Annotated in this window: 13 protein-coding genes; 12 read left to right on the top strand and 1 reads right to left on the bottom strand. The window is 48.5% G+C overall.

Annotated features, from left to right (window positions below; translation table 11 throughout):
* Positions 1–109: 109 nt before the first annotated feature.
* The 3 genes from prfB (at position 110) to KAI36_RS24170 (ending at position 3178) form a co-directional block, all read left to right on the top strand.
* Positions 110–1223, top strand: a protein-coding gene (gene prfB, locus KAI36_RS24180; RefSeq protein WP_220026215.1) for a peptide chain release factor 2 whose coding sequence is annotated in 2 segments (ribosomal slippage) — positions 110–181 and positions 183–1223 — 1113 coding nt in all. Because the reading frame shifts where the segments join, the coding sequence is not laid out codon by codon here.
* Positions 1224–1320: 97 nt separating this feature from the next.
* Positions 1321–2220, top strand: a complete 900-nt coding sequence (locus KAI36_RS24175) for a YitT family protein (RefSeq protein WP_013312256.1) — start codon at positions 1321–1323, stop codon at positions 2218–2220.
* A gap of 182 nt (positions 2221–2402) precedes the next feature.
* A protein-coding gene (locus tag KAI36_RS24170) for an IS5 family transposase (RefSeq protein WP_220026214.1) occupies positions 2403–3178 on the top strand; the annotation gives its coding sequence in 2 pieces (ribosomal slippage) (positions 2403–2730 and positions 2730–3178; 777 coding nt in all).
* Positions 3179–3185: 7 nt separating this feature from the next.
* Here KAI36_RS24170 and KAI36_RS24165 read toward each other — a convergent pair.
* A complete protein-coding gene (locus tag KAI36_RS24165) occupies positions 3186–4103 on the bottom strand; it encodes an SMP-30/gluconolactonase/LRE family protein (protein WP_220026213.1) in 918 nt (305 codons plus the stop codon).
* A gap of 417 nt (positions 4104–4520) precedes the next feature.
* On the opposite strand from KAI36_RS24165, the gene argC reads away from it, so the two are divergent.
* The 9 genes from argC to KAI36_RS24120 all read left to right on the top strand — a co-directional run bounded on the left by argC (position 4521) and on the right by KAI36_RS24120 (position 16193).
* Positions 4521–5570 carry an N-acetyl-gamma-glutamyl-phosphate reductase gene (argC, locus tag KAI36_RS24160; RefSeq protein WP_220026212.1) on the top strand — a complete coding sequence of 350 codons (1050 nt, stop codon included), beginning with the start codon at positions 4521–4523 and terminating at the stop codon, positions 5568–5570.
* A 103-nt stretch (positions 5571–5673) separates the two neighbouring features.
* Positions 5674–6900 (top strand): bifunctional glutamate N-acetyltransferase/amino-acid acetyltransferase ArgJ, encoded by a 1227-nt coding sequence (argJ, locus tag KAI36_RS24155; RefSeq protein WP_220026211.1) that lies wholly within the window; start codon positions 5674–5676, stop codon positions 6898–6900.
* A gap of 118 nt (positions 6901–7018) precedes the next feature.
* A complete protein-coding gene (gene argB, locus KAI36_RS24150) occupies positions 7019–7858 on the top strand; it encodes an acetylglutamate kinase (RefSeq protein ID WP_220026210.1) in 840 nt (279 codons plus the stop codon).
* 53 nt (positions 7859–7911) lie between these two features.
* Entirely contained in the window at positions 7912–9174 is a 1263-nt protein-coding gene (locus KAI36_RS24145; RefSeq protein ID WP_220026209.1) for an acetylornithine transaminase, read from the top strand.
* Positions 9175–9222: 48 nt separating this feature from the next.
* Positions 9223–10179, top strand: a complete 957-nt coding sequence (gene argF, locus KAI36_RS24140; protein WP_220026208.1) for an ornithine carbamoyltransferase — start codon at positions 9223–9225, stop codon at positions 10177–10179.
* 60 nt (positions 10180–10239) lie between these two features.
* Entirely contained in the window at positions 10240–11475 is a 1236-nt protein-coding gene (locus KAI36_RS24135) for an argininosuccinate synthase (protein ID WP_013312249.1), read from the top strand.
* 85 nt (positions 11476–11560) lie between these two features.
* On the top strand, positions 11561–12973 hold the full coding sequence (gene argH / locus KAI36_RS24130) for an argininosuccinate lyase (protein ID WP_220026207.1): 1413 nt from the start codon (positions 11561–11563) through the stop codon (positions 12971–12973).
* A gap of 516 nt (positions 12974–13489) precedes the next feature.
* Positions 13490–13741: a hypothetical protein gene (locus KAI36_RS24125; RefSeq protein ID WP_023990629.1), complete on the top strand. Its 252-nt coding sequence runs from the start codon at positions 13490–13492 to the stop codon at positions 13739–13741.
* Entirely contained in the window at positions 13734–16193 is a 2460-nt protein-coding gene (locus KAI36_RS24120; RefSeq protein WP_220026206.1) for a cyclic di-GMP-binding domain-containing protein, MshE-related, read from the top strand. The genes KAI36_RS24125 and KAI36_RS24120 overlap by 8 nt, the downstream gene beginning before the upstream one ends.
* Positions 16194–16212 lie beyond the last annotated feature (19 nt).

Genomic DNA, 16212 nt, shown 5'->3' with positions numbered 1-16212 from the left:
CTGCAACAGCGATCGTAAGATCAAATCATTCGCGCAGCGTCTCTTCACCCAACCGTAACTCACAACGCTTTTACTCCCCCTAACCCTATATTAAAAGGAGAATGTCATCATGATAGATCCAAATGTAAAACATGATTTAAGAGAAATAGGCAAGAAACTAACAAACCTTAGGGGGTCTCTTTGACTTAGATCTCAAACAGGAAATGATCTCAAACTTTGAGGAAAAGATGGCTGCGCCTGATTTTTGGGATGATAACGATAAAGCTCAAGCTGTGATCTCGGAAATGAACGCGGTTAAGTCTTCTGTAGACAGCTATGAACAGCTCCGTCAGGAATATGAGGATGCGGGGATGATGGCTGAGCTAGCTGATGAGGAAGGCGACGAAACACTGGCTGGAGAAATTGAAAACAGTATCAGATCCTTGCTGAGCAAGCTTCAAGAGTTTGAACTCCAATTGCTTTTGAATCAGCCATATGACAAGCTTAATGCAATTTTGGAGCTGCATCCGGGGGCAGGTGGAACTGAGTCGCAGGACTGGGGTCAAATGCTGCTACGGATGTATACACGCTGGGCAGAAAAACGCGGTTTTAAGGTAGAAACGCTGGATTACCTTGCGGGTGATGAAGCAGGGATCAAAAGTGTAACGCTGCTGATCAAGGGCTATAATGCTTACGGCTACCTCAAAGCAGAAAAAGGCGTGCATCGTCTCGTTCGCATTTCTCCATTTGATTCCTCGGGTCGTCGGCATACGTCGTTCGTATCCTGTGATGTCGTACCGGAAATTGCGGATGATGTGGACGTTGAGATCCGCACAGAGGATCTTAAAATTGATACGTACCGGGCCAGCGGTGCAGGTGGTCAGCATATTAATACGACCGACTCAGCCGTTCGAATTACGCATCTTCCTTCCGGCATTGTTGTAACTTGTCAAAATGAGCGCTCCCAGATCAAGAACCGTGAGCAGGCAATGACGATGCTCCGTTCCAAGCTCTACGAGCGTAAGATCGAAGAGCAGCGTCAGCAATTGGACGAAATCCGCGGAGAACAGTCCGATATTGCATGGGGCAGTCAAATTCGCTCCTACGTGTTCCATCCATACAGCATGGTTAAGGATCATCGTACTAGCGTGGAAACTGGCAACGTAGGAGCTGTCATGGATGGCGATCTCGATCCGTTCATCGATGGTTACCTGCGCAGCCAAATTAAGCTGGACGCAGAATAATAGCCTGTACGTTTTCCTACAGTCTGCAGACCATGTGCCTGCGGACTGTAGGAATTTTTGTGTAACGGTATTTTTTAACTAAAGGAGAACACGAATGATGTCTCAATTGAATCCCCCCGCTGCCCGCCGAAGACGCCGCAAGCCTCTGATTGCCGCCAGCGGACCCGCACGCAACGTGACCGACATTTTGCTGATTATACTCGGCTCTTTCATTACAGCGCTGACCTTTAACATGTTCTTGCTTCCAAACCGGATTGCATCCGGGGGTGTATCGGGCTTGTCTATCTTGGGTGAGGACCTGTTTGGCCTGGAACCAGCCTATACGCAGTGGGGAATGAATATTCCGTTATTTATAGCAGGGGTCCTGCTGTTAGGGAAAAAATACGGGTTGCGTTCCCTGCTGGGAAGTATTATGCTGCCGCTATTCGTTTATGTGACGAAGGACTGGGCAGTTCCGACAACAAATCCGTTGCTGGCTTCGCTATATGGTGGAATCGGAGTAGGGTTGGGTTTGGGCACCGTATTTCGGGGCAGGGGCTCGACGGGTGGACTGGCTATTTTGGCGCAGATTATTCAAAAGTATACGGGTTTTAGTCTTTCTCTCTGTGTCATGTTGATGGATGGCACGGTGATTACACTGGCTGGTTTCACCCTCTCGCCGGAACGTGCGCTGTATGCGTTGATTGGCTTGTTTGTAACTGGCAAGGTCATTGATGCTGTGGAAATGGGACTGAGCTACTCCAAAGTAGCTTACATCATATCCAATCAGAAAGAAACGATCACGCAGGCTATTTTGCAGGATTTGGACCGAGGATTGACAGAGCTGGCAGGACGGGGCGGTTACACGAACGAAGAACGTCCTGTGCTTATGGTTGTAGTCGGACAAAACGAGGTAACTCGCCTCAAGACGCTCGTCCGCTTGGTAGACCCTGAAGCTTTTGTGATTATTAGTAATACTCGTGAGGTATTGGGTGAAGGGTTTAAGAAGGAAAGCTAAAACAAAGGGGCATGTCTGGAGGCATGCTCTTAACTGAATTAATGTAGGAGAGCAGGAGAGCCCACTAATGTAGTAGGCTCCTCTCTTTTAGAATAGCTTTACTAGATTCTTTTTACTAGGACGTGTCTGAAAACTAAAGAATAATGTGGTAAGATTTGAGAAAAACGAATGGAGCATCAAGCATGATTCAAAGACGGTACGAAATAAGCGATGAGCAGTGGGAACAAATTAAGGGCATGTTTCCATCATATAAAACGAGACGTCCGTCAAAATTAAGTGATCGAACCATGTTTAATGCTATTCTATGGATCGCTCGAAGTGGTGCAGCCTGGCGTGATCTACCGGAAGAACGTTACGGTTCATGGAAAACGACCTACAGTCGTTTCTGCAAATGGAGAGACACAGGATTACTTGTCGCCATCTTCCAAGCGCTTCACGTAGAGCCTGATTTTGAAAACTTGAGCATCGATTCTACGTCGGTTAAAGCCCATCAACACAGTGCCGGTGCTAAAAAAACGCAGAAGGACACGCAGTAAATCAGCATATCGGCGTCAGTCGTGGTGGAAAGACAACCAAACTTCATACAGTCGTCGATGGATTAGGGAATCCCCTCGCTTTTCTTCTGACAGGTGGTCAAGTCTATGATTCCGTTCCAGCGATCGATTTACTTGAAGGATTTGATATTACAGGAAGTCATATTCTTGGCGACAAAGCCTATGGCTCAGAAGCGATTCGGAATTGGATTACGGCTAAGCAGGCATCCTACACCATTCCGCCTAAGGCGAATAGTCAAAATCCATGGAAAGTTGATTGGTATCGATACAAAGAACGCCACTTGGTTGAGTGCTTTTTCAATAAAATCAAGCATTTTCGCCGCGTGGCAACTCGTTATGACAAACTGGCAAAATCATTCTTGTCATTTGTATACATAGCCGCCATTTTCAAATTGACTCAGTGATGAGTTTTCAGACACGCTCTAATCGTTCAAGCCAATTTGCCGGTTGTCCTTGATTGAAATACGAGGTTGGCGTTCCTCTTACCCCTGTTTTAACCATAAATAGACCGCCTGCTAATGGTTGATCGGCACTATCATTACCTTGAGCAGTCGTAATATATAACTCATCCAGATGTTCACCGCCAAAAGCACACGAAGTCACACAATTGACGGGGAGTGACACCTCAGCAATCACTTCTCCATGAGCAGGATGGATACGGGAGACACGTTTACCACCCCATCGCGCGACCCACAACATGCCCTCTGCATCGATTGTCATGCCATCTGGATACCCTTCACTTTCATCCAATCTAGCCACCAGTTGCTTATTCCTAATCGTGCCTTGTGCCACATCGTAATCGAAGGAGACGACCTCCAATGTTGGAGTATCAATATAATACATTGTACGACGATCTGCGCTCCAGGCTAATCCATTAGATATGGAAGCTTTATCAACCAGTAAGGAGACATTGCCTTTTGTGCTCAGACTATACAATGCTCCTTGCGCGTGTTCGCCATTTAGGCTCATTGTTCCTGCTAAAAAACGTCCTGTAGGATCGCATTTTCCATCATTAAAACGATTACCTAGTTTACCTTCCTCAGGATCATGGATCAATACTTTGGCCCCTGTCTCAATATCCAAACAATATAGACCGCTAATCAGCGCTACGATCACTTTATTTTTGAGATAAGGTACAACTGCACCAATATGTTCACCAACCTCTATTGTACGATCTGTGCACGTAGAAGGATCATAGATATGCAATTGAAAACCTTCAATATCGACCCAAAATAAACGTTGAAACTGCTGATCCCAGCTGGGACCCTCGCCTAACTTTGCTTTTGCATCTATAACGATATTTGCTGTATATGTTTCGATGTGTAACACCCCTGACGTATAGGTTTATTTTCGACCCCAATTATCCGCTTCAGCGGCTCCTCTGCGCAGATTCACTAGATGCAGCCCGTGTGATTTCCTCTTGTGTGTAGTGCTACGTGTACTCCCTTCATGTTCAACAAGTTCATAAAGTGCAGCAAACGGCCAATCGAGATGAATACCAATATATGAGATAATTTAAAGGGAATATCCCCCCTTTTCTTTATGCAAAACGGCAGACTGTATTCAAGAGACTCTCTGTCTATTTTTTATTTCCTTTATTATAGCTCGTACAGCTTGTCCGTCAAAAGAATAGACAAGAGCGCATATTTTAAATTCGGAGGAATAACATGACATGAGGTGTTGTATTTATATGAATAGAGTCGTATAATAATACATATTTCATAGGAACGGAATGGAGGAAGGTCTGTGAGCAGCAAGTTAAAAGTGGCAATTGTCGGTTCCACCGGGTATGGCGGGGTGGAGCTGATTCGTTTTTTGGTTCATCATCCGCAAGTAGAGATCGTATCTGTTATTTCTTCGTCCAGCGCGGGTGTCCCAATCAGTGATGGGTTTCCACATCTGACGGACATTGTGGTGCAGGATTTGGACGGTGTCGATGTCCACGAAATTGCTGCCAAGGCCGATCTGGTTTTCACTGCTACGCCATCGGGCGTTAGTACCAAGTTAGTGCCGCAGCTTCTTGATGCCGGAATGAAAGTCATTGACCTTTCCGGGGACTTCAGGCTTCAAAGCGGGGAAACGTATGAAGCATGGTATAAAAAGCCTGCGGCTTCACCCGAGTATCTCAAGCAAGCGGTATACGGACTCAGTGAGGTGTATGCAGAAAAGCTGGCGGGCGTTTCTTTTATTTCAAATCCAGGCTGTTATCCGACCGCAACATTGCTGGGCATTATTCCTGCGCTGAAAGCGGATTGGATTGACCATCGGTCGCTGATTGTGGATGCCAAATCCGGTGTATCCGGCTCGGGTAGGGGAACAAGCCTCGTTTCGCATTATGCGGAAATGAACGAGAATTTCAAGGCTTATAAGGTGAATAAGCACCAGCACATCCCTGAGATCGAACAGGTACTAGGTGATGTTGCGGGCGAGGACGTTACGATTACGTTTACGACACAACTTGTTCCCATGACCCGAGGAATTATGAGTACAATTTATGTCACGCTGAAGGGTGACCATACAGATCAGGATCTTATCGGGTTATACCGGGATTATTATAAAGGGCATCCTTTTGTCCGGGTACGTGGCGAAGGTATATGGCCAGCAACGAAGGAAGTATTGGGTTCGAATTACTGCGACATCGGTTTTGCAGCAGATGCCCGAACCGGGCGTCTTACGATTATTTCTGTCATTGATAATGTTGTGAAGGGTGCCGCTGGACAGGCGATTCAGAATTTGAATTTGATGATGGGATGGGAGGAGAACCTCGGGCTGGGCTTCATACCGGTATATCCGTAAGTAGCAAGTAACCGCAACAAGATGCAGGAAACGTCAGCGAGCGGAATTTCGAATACAGGCAGCTGTCATTCATTGAATATGTTGCGAACGAGGGCACATAATTATGGGCAAAGTAGAGTTTACAGTAGTAAACGGGGGCAACATCGTAACTCCGCGTGGCTTTACAGCCGGGGGATTACACTGCGGACTAAAAAATACGAACCGCAACGATATGGGTGCGATTCGTTGTGAGGTAGAGGCGACAGCTGCTGCAGTGTACACCACCAATGTGTTTCAGGCTGCACCGCTGAAGGTGACCCGCGAGAGCTTGGCAGATGGTCGATTGCAGGCAGTAGTGGTGAACAGCGGGAACGCCAATGCCTGCACGGGACAACAAGGAGAGCAAGATGCCTACGCTATGCGTTCGGCTGCGGCTCGTGAACTGGGTGTTGCCGAAAGCAATGTAGCCGTCGCCTCGACGGGCGTGATCGGCGAGCATTTGAAAATGGATCGTGTGCTTGGCGGAATATCCTCCTTACCTGACCGTATGAACGGGGCAAACGATGGAGCGGAGCAATTTACCCAAGCCATTCTGACAACGGATTTGGTTAAAAAGGAAGCGTGTGTGGCGGTTGAAGTGGACGGTGTGACCGTGCACATCGCCGGGGCGGCCAAGGGATCGGGTATGATACATCCGAATATGGCAACGATGCTCGCTTTTATGACCTGTGATGCAGTGATCGGACAGACGGCGCTTCATCAATTATTAAAGCAGGCAACGGATACCAGCTTTAATATGATTACGGTGGATGGGGATACGAGCACGAACGATATGCTAATTGCCATGGCGAGCGGGCTGGCGGGCAACCGTGAATTGCACGTAGGGCATCCCGATTGGAACGCTTTTGCCGAGGCGTTCACCTATATCTGCCGAGAGCTGGCGAAGGCAATTGCTCGTGATGGAGAGGGTGCTACGAAGCTGGTAGAGGTGTCTGTAAGCGGAGCGGTAAGCGATGCGTCCGCTCAAGCGATAGCCAAGACAGTGGTGGGGTCCAGTCTGGTCAAGTCAGCCGTCTTCGGAGCAGATGCGAATTGGGGACGGATTATTGCGGCCGTAGGGCGTGCCGGAGAGCCGGTTAATCCAGATACGGTAGATATTCGCTTGGGTGATATTGTTGTGCTAAGCCAATCAAGTCCGGTCGCTTTTGACGAAGAAGAGGCGCTAGCCTATTTGCGGGGAGATACGGTGCAAATTATTGTTGATTTGCATCACGGGAACGGAACCGCTACAGCGTGGGGTTGTGACCTAACCTATGATTATGTACGGATTAACGCTGCTTATCGGACATAGGTACCAGAATAAAATACCGATTGAATTAGGATAGTAGTTGATAGAAGCAACGAGCGGATGTAAGCCCAGCATCATTTAAAAATGGCACGGATATGCAGAGAAGAAAAGGAGAGATGATATGCAATCGGCAGTGGAACACGCGGATCAAGCGAATCATGCGGGAGTGGCACGTCGTAATTTTGTGATGAAATGCGGAGGAAGTACGCTGGCTGCGTTACCTGATTCCTTTTTTGAAGATTTGGCCCGTTTGCAGTTGGAAGGTCTTCAACCTGTCATTGTACATGGCGGTGGCCCTGCGATTTCCGACAACTTGGCGAAGCTGGGGATCGAAACAGAGTTCATTCATGGATTACGCAAAACGACTGAACCCGTACTAGATGTCGTGGAAATGGTACTGGCGGGCAGCATTAACAAGCAGATTGTACGTAGAATAGGGATGCATGGGGGCCGAGCGTTGGGGTTGTCAGGCAGTGATGGCTATTTAATCGAAGCCAAGCCTGTGTCGAATGCCGCAGAGGTCGGTTGGGTCGGAGAGGTAACATCCGTTCAAGCCTCGATTATTACAGGTGTACTGGATATGGACTATATGCCCGTTATTGCACCCATCGGGATTGATCGATCGGGTCAGCGTTACAACATTAATGCGGATACAGCGGCGGGTGCGGTAGCCTCTCATCTGGGGGTTAGTCGGATGATCGTCGTTACAGATGTACCAGGCATATTGAAGAAGTATGGCGGAGAAAAGAGAGTGCTGGACTCTATCACCGTACAGGAGATTGAGGATATGATCAGCACAGGTGAAATATACGGTGGTATGATCCCGAAAGTGAGAGCGGCTATTGCTTGTATCCACGGCAAAGTGAAGGAAGTCGTCATTGTGAACGGTAGCGAACCGCAGGTACTAAGCCGTGTGCTGGGCGGAGAATCGATTGGAACACGCATCGTGCGTATGCAGTAATTACAATATATAGCTCGACCTATATAACCAAACGATAAAGGAGCGTGAACATAATGAGTAAGGAACCGAATACGCTGGTGAGCGAGGAAATGCCAAGTACGGATGGAAGCGGAGTACAAACGGAAAAGGTGTCGGCAAAAGCCCAGACAGAAAGCTCCCTTTTTCCAACCTACGCAAGATACCCGCTTACACTGGTGAAAGGACAAGGAAGCTGGCTGTGGGATGATCAGGGCAAGCGTTATCTGGATTTCATGTCAGGCATTGCCGTTACCAATCTCGGCCATGCGCCTCAAGCTGTAGCTGAACGATTGAAAAAACAGATCGATGAATTGTGGCATGTATCCAATCTGTTTCATATTCCGGGACAAGAACGGGCCGCTGCCTTGCTGACAGCCAATAGCAGCGCAGATGCCGTGTTCTTCTGCAATAGCGGGGCCGAAGCGAACGAAGCTGCAATTAAGCTGGCGCGTCGTTACCACCAGAAGGTAAAGCAGACTGGCCGCTACGAAATCATTACGTTCACGCAATCCTTTCACGGACGGACGCTGGCAACCTTGACCGCTACGGGTCAGGACAAAGTTAAAGAGGGCTTTTTACCGCTTCCCGCCGGGTTCAAAAGTGTTCCGCTTCATGATCAGACGGCGCTTGAAGCAGCCATCAGTGAGCATACGGCGGCAATTATGCTGGAAATGGTGCAGGCCGAAGGCGGCATGTATCCGGTAGACCCTGCTTTCGTAGATGTGATCACAAAGCTGTGCCGCGAGCATGGTTTGCTGCTGATCATTGACGAGGTACAAACGGGTATGGGACGGACGGGCAAACTGTTTTCCTTTGAGTATTATGGTATAGAGCCGGATATCTTTACATTGGCGAAAGGACTGGGCAGCGGTTTCTCTGTGGGTGCGATGCTAGGCAAAGGATATTTGCGTGAAGCGTTCACAGCGGGCAGTCATGGTTCTACCTTTGGAGGTACGCCACTTGCTATGGCAGCGGTTCAAGCTACTATTGAAACGATTATTGATGACAAGCTACCAGAACGTGCAGCTGAGATGGGAGATTACCTTTTCCATAGTCTGCAAAAGCAGCTTGGAGATAGTCCTTTTGTAAAGGATATCCGTGGAAAAGGTCTGATGGTCGGTATTGAGTGTGCGGAACCGGTAGCGGAGCTTGTTTTGGCAGGACAGAAGAAGGGCATTCTGTTCATTACAGCAGGACCGAACGTGATTCGTCTGTTGCCTAACTTGTATGTAACGAAAGACGAAATAGATGAGGCTGTAACATTGATTGCTGAATTGATCCGGGAGCATGTGGCCTAGTGTAAAGGTCAAATCATCCTAGACTAGAGTGTAAAAGGAGACGATAGCATGAGCCAGGGCGGCGCACTGCAGCAGGTGAATTTGAAGGGGCGGGACTTCCTGGAGCTGGACGATTACTCTCCAGAGGAAATCCAGTATTTAATTGATCTCGCCATTGAAATTAAGCGTAAGCACAAAAACGGGGAAACCTATCAGCCGCTAAAAGGGAAAACGCTCGGACTGATTTTCGAAAAATCCTCTACACGTACACGGGTATCTTTCGAAGTCGGTATGTATCAATTGGGTGGGCATGCTCTTTTCCTCAGCAAAAATGACATTCAACTGGGACGCGGCGAACCGATTAGAGACATGGCTCAAGTCATGTCACGTTATCTGGATGGCATTATGATTCGTACCTTTGGGCACGATAATGTTGTAGAGTTGGCGCGTTATGCGTCTGTTCCTGTGATCAATGGATTGAGTGATTTAGCGCATCCGTGCCAAGTGCTAGCTGATTATCAAACCTTGTATGAGCAAAAGGGTAAGCTAAAAGGACTCAAATTGGCTTACATCGGAGACGGTAACAATATGGCTCATTCTCTCTTGATTGGGGGAGCGAAGCTTGGAGTGCATGTGTCCATTGCCAGTCCAGCTGGATACGAACCAGACCCGAGTGTAGTCGCAGCTTCCCGTGAAATTGCCAAACAGACGGGTAGTGAGATCGTTATAACCCAAAGTCCGCAGGAAGCAGTACAAGATGCGGATGCGATCTACACAGATGTGTGGGCGAGCATGGGGTTTGAGGAAGAGCAGAAGGAGCGGGAGCTTGCTTTTGCCGACTTCCAGGTGAATGAGGAGCTGGTCAAGCTGGCGAAGCCGGATTATTTATTCCTGCACTGTCTCCCTGCACATCGTGGGGAAGAAGTGAGCGCAGGCGTAATCGATGGTCCGAATTCGGTCATTTTTGATGAAGCGGAGAATCGTCTGCATGCGCAAAAAGCATTGTTAGTTGCTTTAATGGCATAAGATTGATAGGTATTGATAGGTAAAGAAGATAAAGGTAAGCATTCGGGGAGGACTTCAACAATGGCAAAAGAAAAAATCGTACTCGCATATTCCGGCGGTCTGGATACGTCGGTCATTCTGAAATGGCTCAAAGAAACTTATGATGCTGAAATCATCGCATTCACCGCAGATATCGGTCAAAAGGAAGAACTGGACGGTTTGGAGGAAAAAGCACTCGCTACGGGGGCTTCCAAAGTGTACATTGATGATCTGCGTGATGAATTTGCCAAGGATTTTATCTATCCGATGTTCCAGGCGGGTGCTTTATATGAAGGACAATATTTGCTCGGAACGAGTATTGCACGTCCATTGATCGCTAAGCGGATGGTCGATATTGCGATTGCCGAGGGAGCAACAGCCATTGCTCACGGGGCAACAGGCAAAGGTAACGATCAGGTACGCTTCGAGCTGAACGCGGCGGCGTTGACGCCGGATATCAAGGTGATCGCACCTTGGCGGCTGGAAGAGTTCCGCAATCAGTTCCCGGGCCGTGCAGAGATGATTGCCTATGCGGAAAAACACGACATTCCGGTAACTGCTTCTGCAGCCAAGCCATACTCCATGGACCGTAATCTGCTGCATATCAGCTATGAAAGCGGCGTGCTGGAGGACCCTTGGTTTGATCCAAGTGCTCCTGAAAATAAAGAAATGTTCTTGCTCAGCAACGCGCCTGAGGACGCTCCTGATGAAGCAGAATATTTGGAGTTGGAATTTGAAGCAGGTAACTGCGTTGCTTTGAACGGAGAACAGCTAAATCCGCTGCAAGTGATGGAAAAACTGAATGAGCTGGGCGGCAAGCATGGTATCGGACGTGTGGATATGGTGGAGAACCGCTTTGTTGGCATGAAGAGTCGGGGAGTCTATGAGACGCCGGGCGGTACGATCCTGTTCACAGCTCACCGTAAAATGGAATCTATCACGATGGATCGCGAGGTTATGAATCTGCGTGATAGTCTGATTACCCGTTATGCTACCTTGGTTTACAACGGTTTCTGGTTCGCACCGGAACGTGTCGCTTTGCAGGCCCTGGTTCATGAGAGTCAGAAAAATGTCAGTGGTACCGTGCGCGTGAAGCTGTACAAAGGCAACATTATCGGCGCAGGCGTTAAAAGTCCGGTTAGCTTGTACAATCCGGACATTGCGACCATGGAAGCTGATCCGACACAAGCCTACGATCAAGGCGATGCAACAGGCTTTATCCGCTTGAATGCTCTGCGTTTGAAGGTCAACGCGGGCGTAACACAAAATCATAAATAATAATGTAACCTAAAAATGTACGGGATGCGGGCCGTTCTTGTCCAAACGACGAGGGCGGCTTGTATTGCAGAGAGGGGATCATACAATGAGTAAGCTATGGGGCGGACGGTTTACGAAGCAAACGAACAAGCTGGTAGAGGAATATACGGCTTCTATCGGGTTTGATCAAGCGTTGGCGGAAGAAGATATTCAAGGCAGTTTGGCACATGTGGCCATGCTGGGGAAATGCGGAATTATTCCGCAGGAGGATGCAGACACGATCAAGGAAGGGCTGCACACGGTCCTGGAGCGTATCCGCCGTGGGGAAATTGAATTTTCTGTTTCGGATGAGGATATTCACATGAATATCGAAAAAAATCTAATCGATGCCATTGGTCCGGTCGGGGGTAAGCTGCACACTGGACGCAGCCGTAACGATCAGGTAGCAACGGATATGCACTTGTATTTGCGCGGACGTGTGGTATCGCTGGTGGGTATGCTGCATGATGTACAAGCTGCATTAATCGGCCAGGCAAAGGATAATCTGGACACGATTGTACCTGGATACACACACTTGCAGCGAGCGCAGCCTATTTTATTTGCACATCATCTGCTGGCGTATGTGTCTATGCTGGAGCGTGATATTGACCGACTCAAAGACAGCTACAAGCGGATTAACGTGTTGCCGCTCGGTGCTGGCGCTTTGGCCGGGACCACTTTTCCGATCGACCGTCATTTTGTAGCCGAGCAACTGGGATTTGATGGCGTATATGAAAATAGCCTCGATGCCGTCAGCGACCGGGATTTTATCGTAGAGTTCCTGGCTGGCGCCTCGCTGATCATGACGCATTTGTCTCGTCTGAGCGAAGAATTGGTGCTATGGAGCAGCACGGAGTTTGGTTTTGTCGAGCTGGATGATGCTTTTTGCACAGGCAGCAGCATTATGCCGCAGAAGAAAAACCCGGACGTGCCCGAGCTGGTACGTGGTAAAACCGGACGTGTCTATGGAAACCTCGTAGGCTTGTTGACTGTACTGAAATCCTTGCCGCTAGCATACAACAAGGACATGCAGGAGGACAAGGAAGGGATGTTCGATACCGTTGCCACGCTGGAAGGAGCCTTGCAACTGTTCGCACCGATGATCGCCACGATGAAGGTGAACAAGGAACGTATGCGTCAAGCGGTCAATCAGGATTTTTCCAACGCAACTGATATTGCGGACTTCTTGGTCGGCAAAGGGCTTCCGTTCCGTCAGGCGCATGAGGTCATTGGCAAGACCGTGCTGTATTGCATCCAGCATGGAAAATATTTGCTTGATCTGACACTGGACGAATTTCAGCGGTTTTCGGATCTGTTCGACGAGCGCATCTATGAGGTGCTTCAACCAGAAGCGGTAGTTAATGCACGGAATGTATATGGTGGAACCGCTACCGGGCAGGTACAGGCAGCCATTGGGCGCAGTGAGCAGCTCTTGGCGAATACATCAACATGGTTTGAAGGGCACAAGCCGAAAAATTAATCAGTAAAGAAAGATATTATTGTCTTGCACAGTAGCGGGATGCTGTGTAAAATCAGATTTTAAGGAATTAGCAATCTAGGTTTCAAAGGCACCGTTCGCGGTGTCTTTTGTGCTTTTTGAGGTATTTGTTTTATTCATGATCCCAATGATCATGAAATGCATAGATTTCCTGGAAGGGTATTTTTCATAGTGTTTATTTTATAGTTCTAAATACCTATTAATACGCTAGTGTGAAAATTTCTAGAATTTACATTTTTGTATACTACGCCTACGATGATTATGGTAGAATAGCACTAAGTTTTTCATTGAATTACCAATTCAATAGGACAAGAACTATATTCAATAAATATATGTCAAGTTACTAGAGGCACTTTTGATTAGGTCAATTTCATAAATGTGTAAATGAAGGGCTTGAATGAGAACATAGGTATGTCCTGGTTTCGGGAGAACGGCAAGTAAAAGCTCTAAAGTAGCGACGTAGATGAAGGCAGAGTCGGGATGATCCAGGGAGGTATTATGAGAACTAAAAGGACGGCGCGTCAGTTAAAGAGCGCTTGGTTCGGTTATCGCGCTTCTGAAGCCGATCAACTGATATCTTCATTGCATGAGGAACGGGTGCAAGCGGAGGAGTTACTGCGTGAGGAGCGGGAACTTTTCCACGCGGCGCTGGAACGGAAAAAGCAGCGGGATGCGGAGTTAAAGCAGCTGCTTGCGGATGCGCTTGCGGAAGAGCGGCGCTGGATTGAAAGGGCGGGAATTCATGGGTGACAAGCTTAGGTGGCAGGTTGGAGGAGTTTCAATTCGCCAAACCAAGAGAAGAATAAAAGAAGAGCGTCAGCGAATCGAACAACTGCAACAACAGCTAGAGGCTCAGCGGTCAGAGCAGGCCCCGGTGCTGTACAAGCTTGATTTTCATATTGAAGAGTTGGAACGGCGACTTCAGGATACAGAACTTCGTATCCAGGCGATACAGAACGCCAATGATACAGCAGCAGCTGTGGAACAATTGCTGGATGAAGGGATACAGGATGGACAGGTGCAGGAGGCTCAATTCCAATATGCATCTGGGCAGGAACAGACAGCAGCAGGAGCTGCTATGGGCGCTGCTTCCAGTATCCCTGGTACGGAAGGCGAAGAGGCCGCAACAGGAACGCAGAGCGGACGAAACGGCAAGGCCCGTCTAGGGGATCAACTGGTGGAGAACGGGATGATCACCCGCGATCAGCTGACAGATGCCATCCGCAACCAGAAGCGTTACGGTGGCAGGCTGGGCGATATTCTTGTAGAGATGGGCTTCATTACAGCCGAGCAGCTCCAGGAGCAGGTTGGCGGCGACGAGTCCAAGGAGCGTCTAGGCGATATGCTGGTTCGTTCCGGCTATATATTACCGGAACAACTGGAGCGCGCACTGGAGTTCCAGGCGAAGAGCGGCGGGCTGCTGGGCGACATCTTGCTGTCATTGCAAATGCTAGAACCTGCGGATTTGTACCGCGCGATTGCTACACAGAACCGAATCGGGCGTATTGGTGAGGAGCTCGCGCTGGATGCGGCGTACAAACTACCCGAGCAAGTGGCAATGGCTTATGGCGTGGTCGTCATCCATCAATATATGAACCGTTATATTGTGGCGGTCAGCGATCCACTGCCAGAAGAGCGACGCTTGAAGCTGGAAGAAATTTTGGGTATGCCGGTAGAGCAGGTGCTTGCTACGAAGGAAGAGATGGAGCAGCTCTGGGGTAAAATCTACGGTGAAGAAATGATGCAGGAGAGCACGACCGGGCTGTTGGAAAAAGAACCGCACAATTCGGCGCGGACGACTTTTACAAAGGGACAACTTTGGGTGTTCGCGGCCATGGGTATGATTACACTGCTCGGCCTCTTGTGGAACAGTTGGAAAACGGTGTTGATCATCAATATGATGATTCAGCTGTTTTATTTTGCGATGACGCTATTTAAATTTGGCATTATTTATCTCGGTTCCCGGCGTGGGGCGCAGCTTCGTTTCACGAAGGAAGAGGTTGACGCCATGGATGAAAAGAAACTGCCGATCTATACCATTCTGGTACCTATGTATAAGGAAGCGGGCGTACTTCCGATGTTGTTGCGGAATTTGGAGCAGCTGGATTATCCAAAGTCCAAGCTGGATGTGCGGCTGCTGATTGAAGAGGATGACATTGAGACGATCGAGCTACTTCGGGAAATGAAGCTGCCGGCCTATTACACGACACTGGTCGTTCCAGACGGTTTGCCAAAAACCAAGCCGAAGGCATGTAATTATGGACTGATTCGGGCACGTGGCGAATTTGTCGTGATTTACGATGCTGAAGATCGTCCCGACGCTGATCAGCTTAAAAAGGTCATTGCAGCTTTCGATTCACTCCCTGAGCATTATGCGTGTATTCAAGCGAAGCTCAACTACTTTAATAGTACACAAAATTTGCTGACCCGCTGGTTCACTCAAGAATACAGTATGTGGTTCGAGCTACTGCTGCCGGGTATTATGCAGTTAGATACCCCAATTCCTTTAGGCGGTACATCCAATCATTTTCGGGTATCTGTATTAAAAGATATTAATGCGTGGGACCCCTATAATGTAACCGAGGATGCCGATCTGGGCATACGTTTGTATAAAGGCGGCTACAAAACTGCTATTGTCGATTCCCGCACATGGGAGGAAGCTAACAGCCGCGTGGGCAACTGGATTCGTCAGCGGTCACGCTGGATCAAGGGATATATGCAGACGTGGTTGGTTCATATGCGCAATCCGGTTAAGCTGGTGCGTGAAGTGGGCTGGAAAGGCTTTTTCGGCTTTCAGGTGATGATTCTGGCAACTCCTATGTTGCCGTTGCTGAATCCGATTTTTTGGGGGTTGCTTATTTTATGGTTTGGCTGGGAGTTGTCCTTTATTCCCAAGCTATTCCCGGGTTATGTGTATTACCTGGCCAGCGCGGAATTTTATATCGGTAACTTTCTGTTCGTATTCAGTAATGTGGCCGGAATGTATTGGGTCATCGGGGAACTGGAAGAGCGCGGTGAACGAACATTTTCATACGCGATGGTCAAATATGGGCTACTCTCGCCGTTATATTGGGTACTTATGAGTATAGCTGCGGTGAAAGCAGCTTGGCAGCTCATTACCAAGCCGTTCTATTGGGAGAAGACGACACATGGTCTGACTGATATGCACGACTTGGATGATACCCCGGCACAGTCCTCCTGAATATGAAGAAAGAAGGAGC

This window comes from Paenibacillus sp. S02 (genome assembly GCF_019454065.1).
Classification (GTDB): domain Bacteria; phylum Bacillota; class Bacilli; order Paenibacillales; family Paenibacillaceae; genus Paenibacillus; species Paenibacillus polymyxa_B.
The sequence above is the reverse complement of the archived record's forward strand: the minus strand, read 5'-3'. Positions and strand labels throughout refer to the sequence as shown.

Coding starts and splice junctions, on each gene's coding strand:
- KAI36_RS24175 (WP_013312256.1), top strand. CDS start 1,321: ATGTCTCAATTGAATCCCCCCGCTGCCCGCCGAAGACGCCGCAAGCCT.
- argJ (WP_220026211.1), top strand. CDS start 5,674: ATGGGCAAAGTAGAGTTTACAGTAGTAAACGGGGGCAACATCGTAACT.
- argB (WP_220026210.1), top strand. CDS start 7,019: ATGCAATCGGCAGTGGAACACGCGGATCAAGCGAATCATGCGGGAGTG.
- KAI36_RS24145 (WP_220026209.1), top strand. CDS start 7,912: ATGAGTAAGGAACCGAATACGCTGGTGAGCGAGGAAATGCCAAGTACG.
- argF (WP_220026208.1), top strand. CDS start 9,223: ATGAGCCAGGGCGGCGCACTGCAGCAGGTGAATTTGAAGGGGCGGGAC.
- KAI36_RS24135 (WP_013312249.1), top strand. CDS start 10,240: ATGGCAAAAGAAAAAATCGTACTCGCATATTCCGGCGGTCTGGATACG.
- argH (WP_220026207.1), top strand. CDS start 11,561: ATGAGTAAGCTATGGGGCGGACGGTTTACGAAGCAAACGAACAAGCTG.
- KAI36_RS24125 (WP_023990629.1), top strand. CDS start 13,490: ATGAGAACTAAAAGGACGGCGCGTCAGTTAAAGAGCGCTTGGTTCGGT.
- KAI36_RS24120 (WP_220026206.1), top strand. CDS start 13,734: ATGGGTGACAAGCTTAGGTGGCAGGTTGGAGGAGTTTCAATTCGCCAA.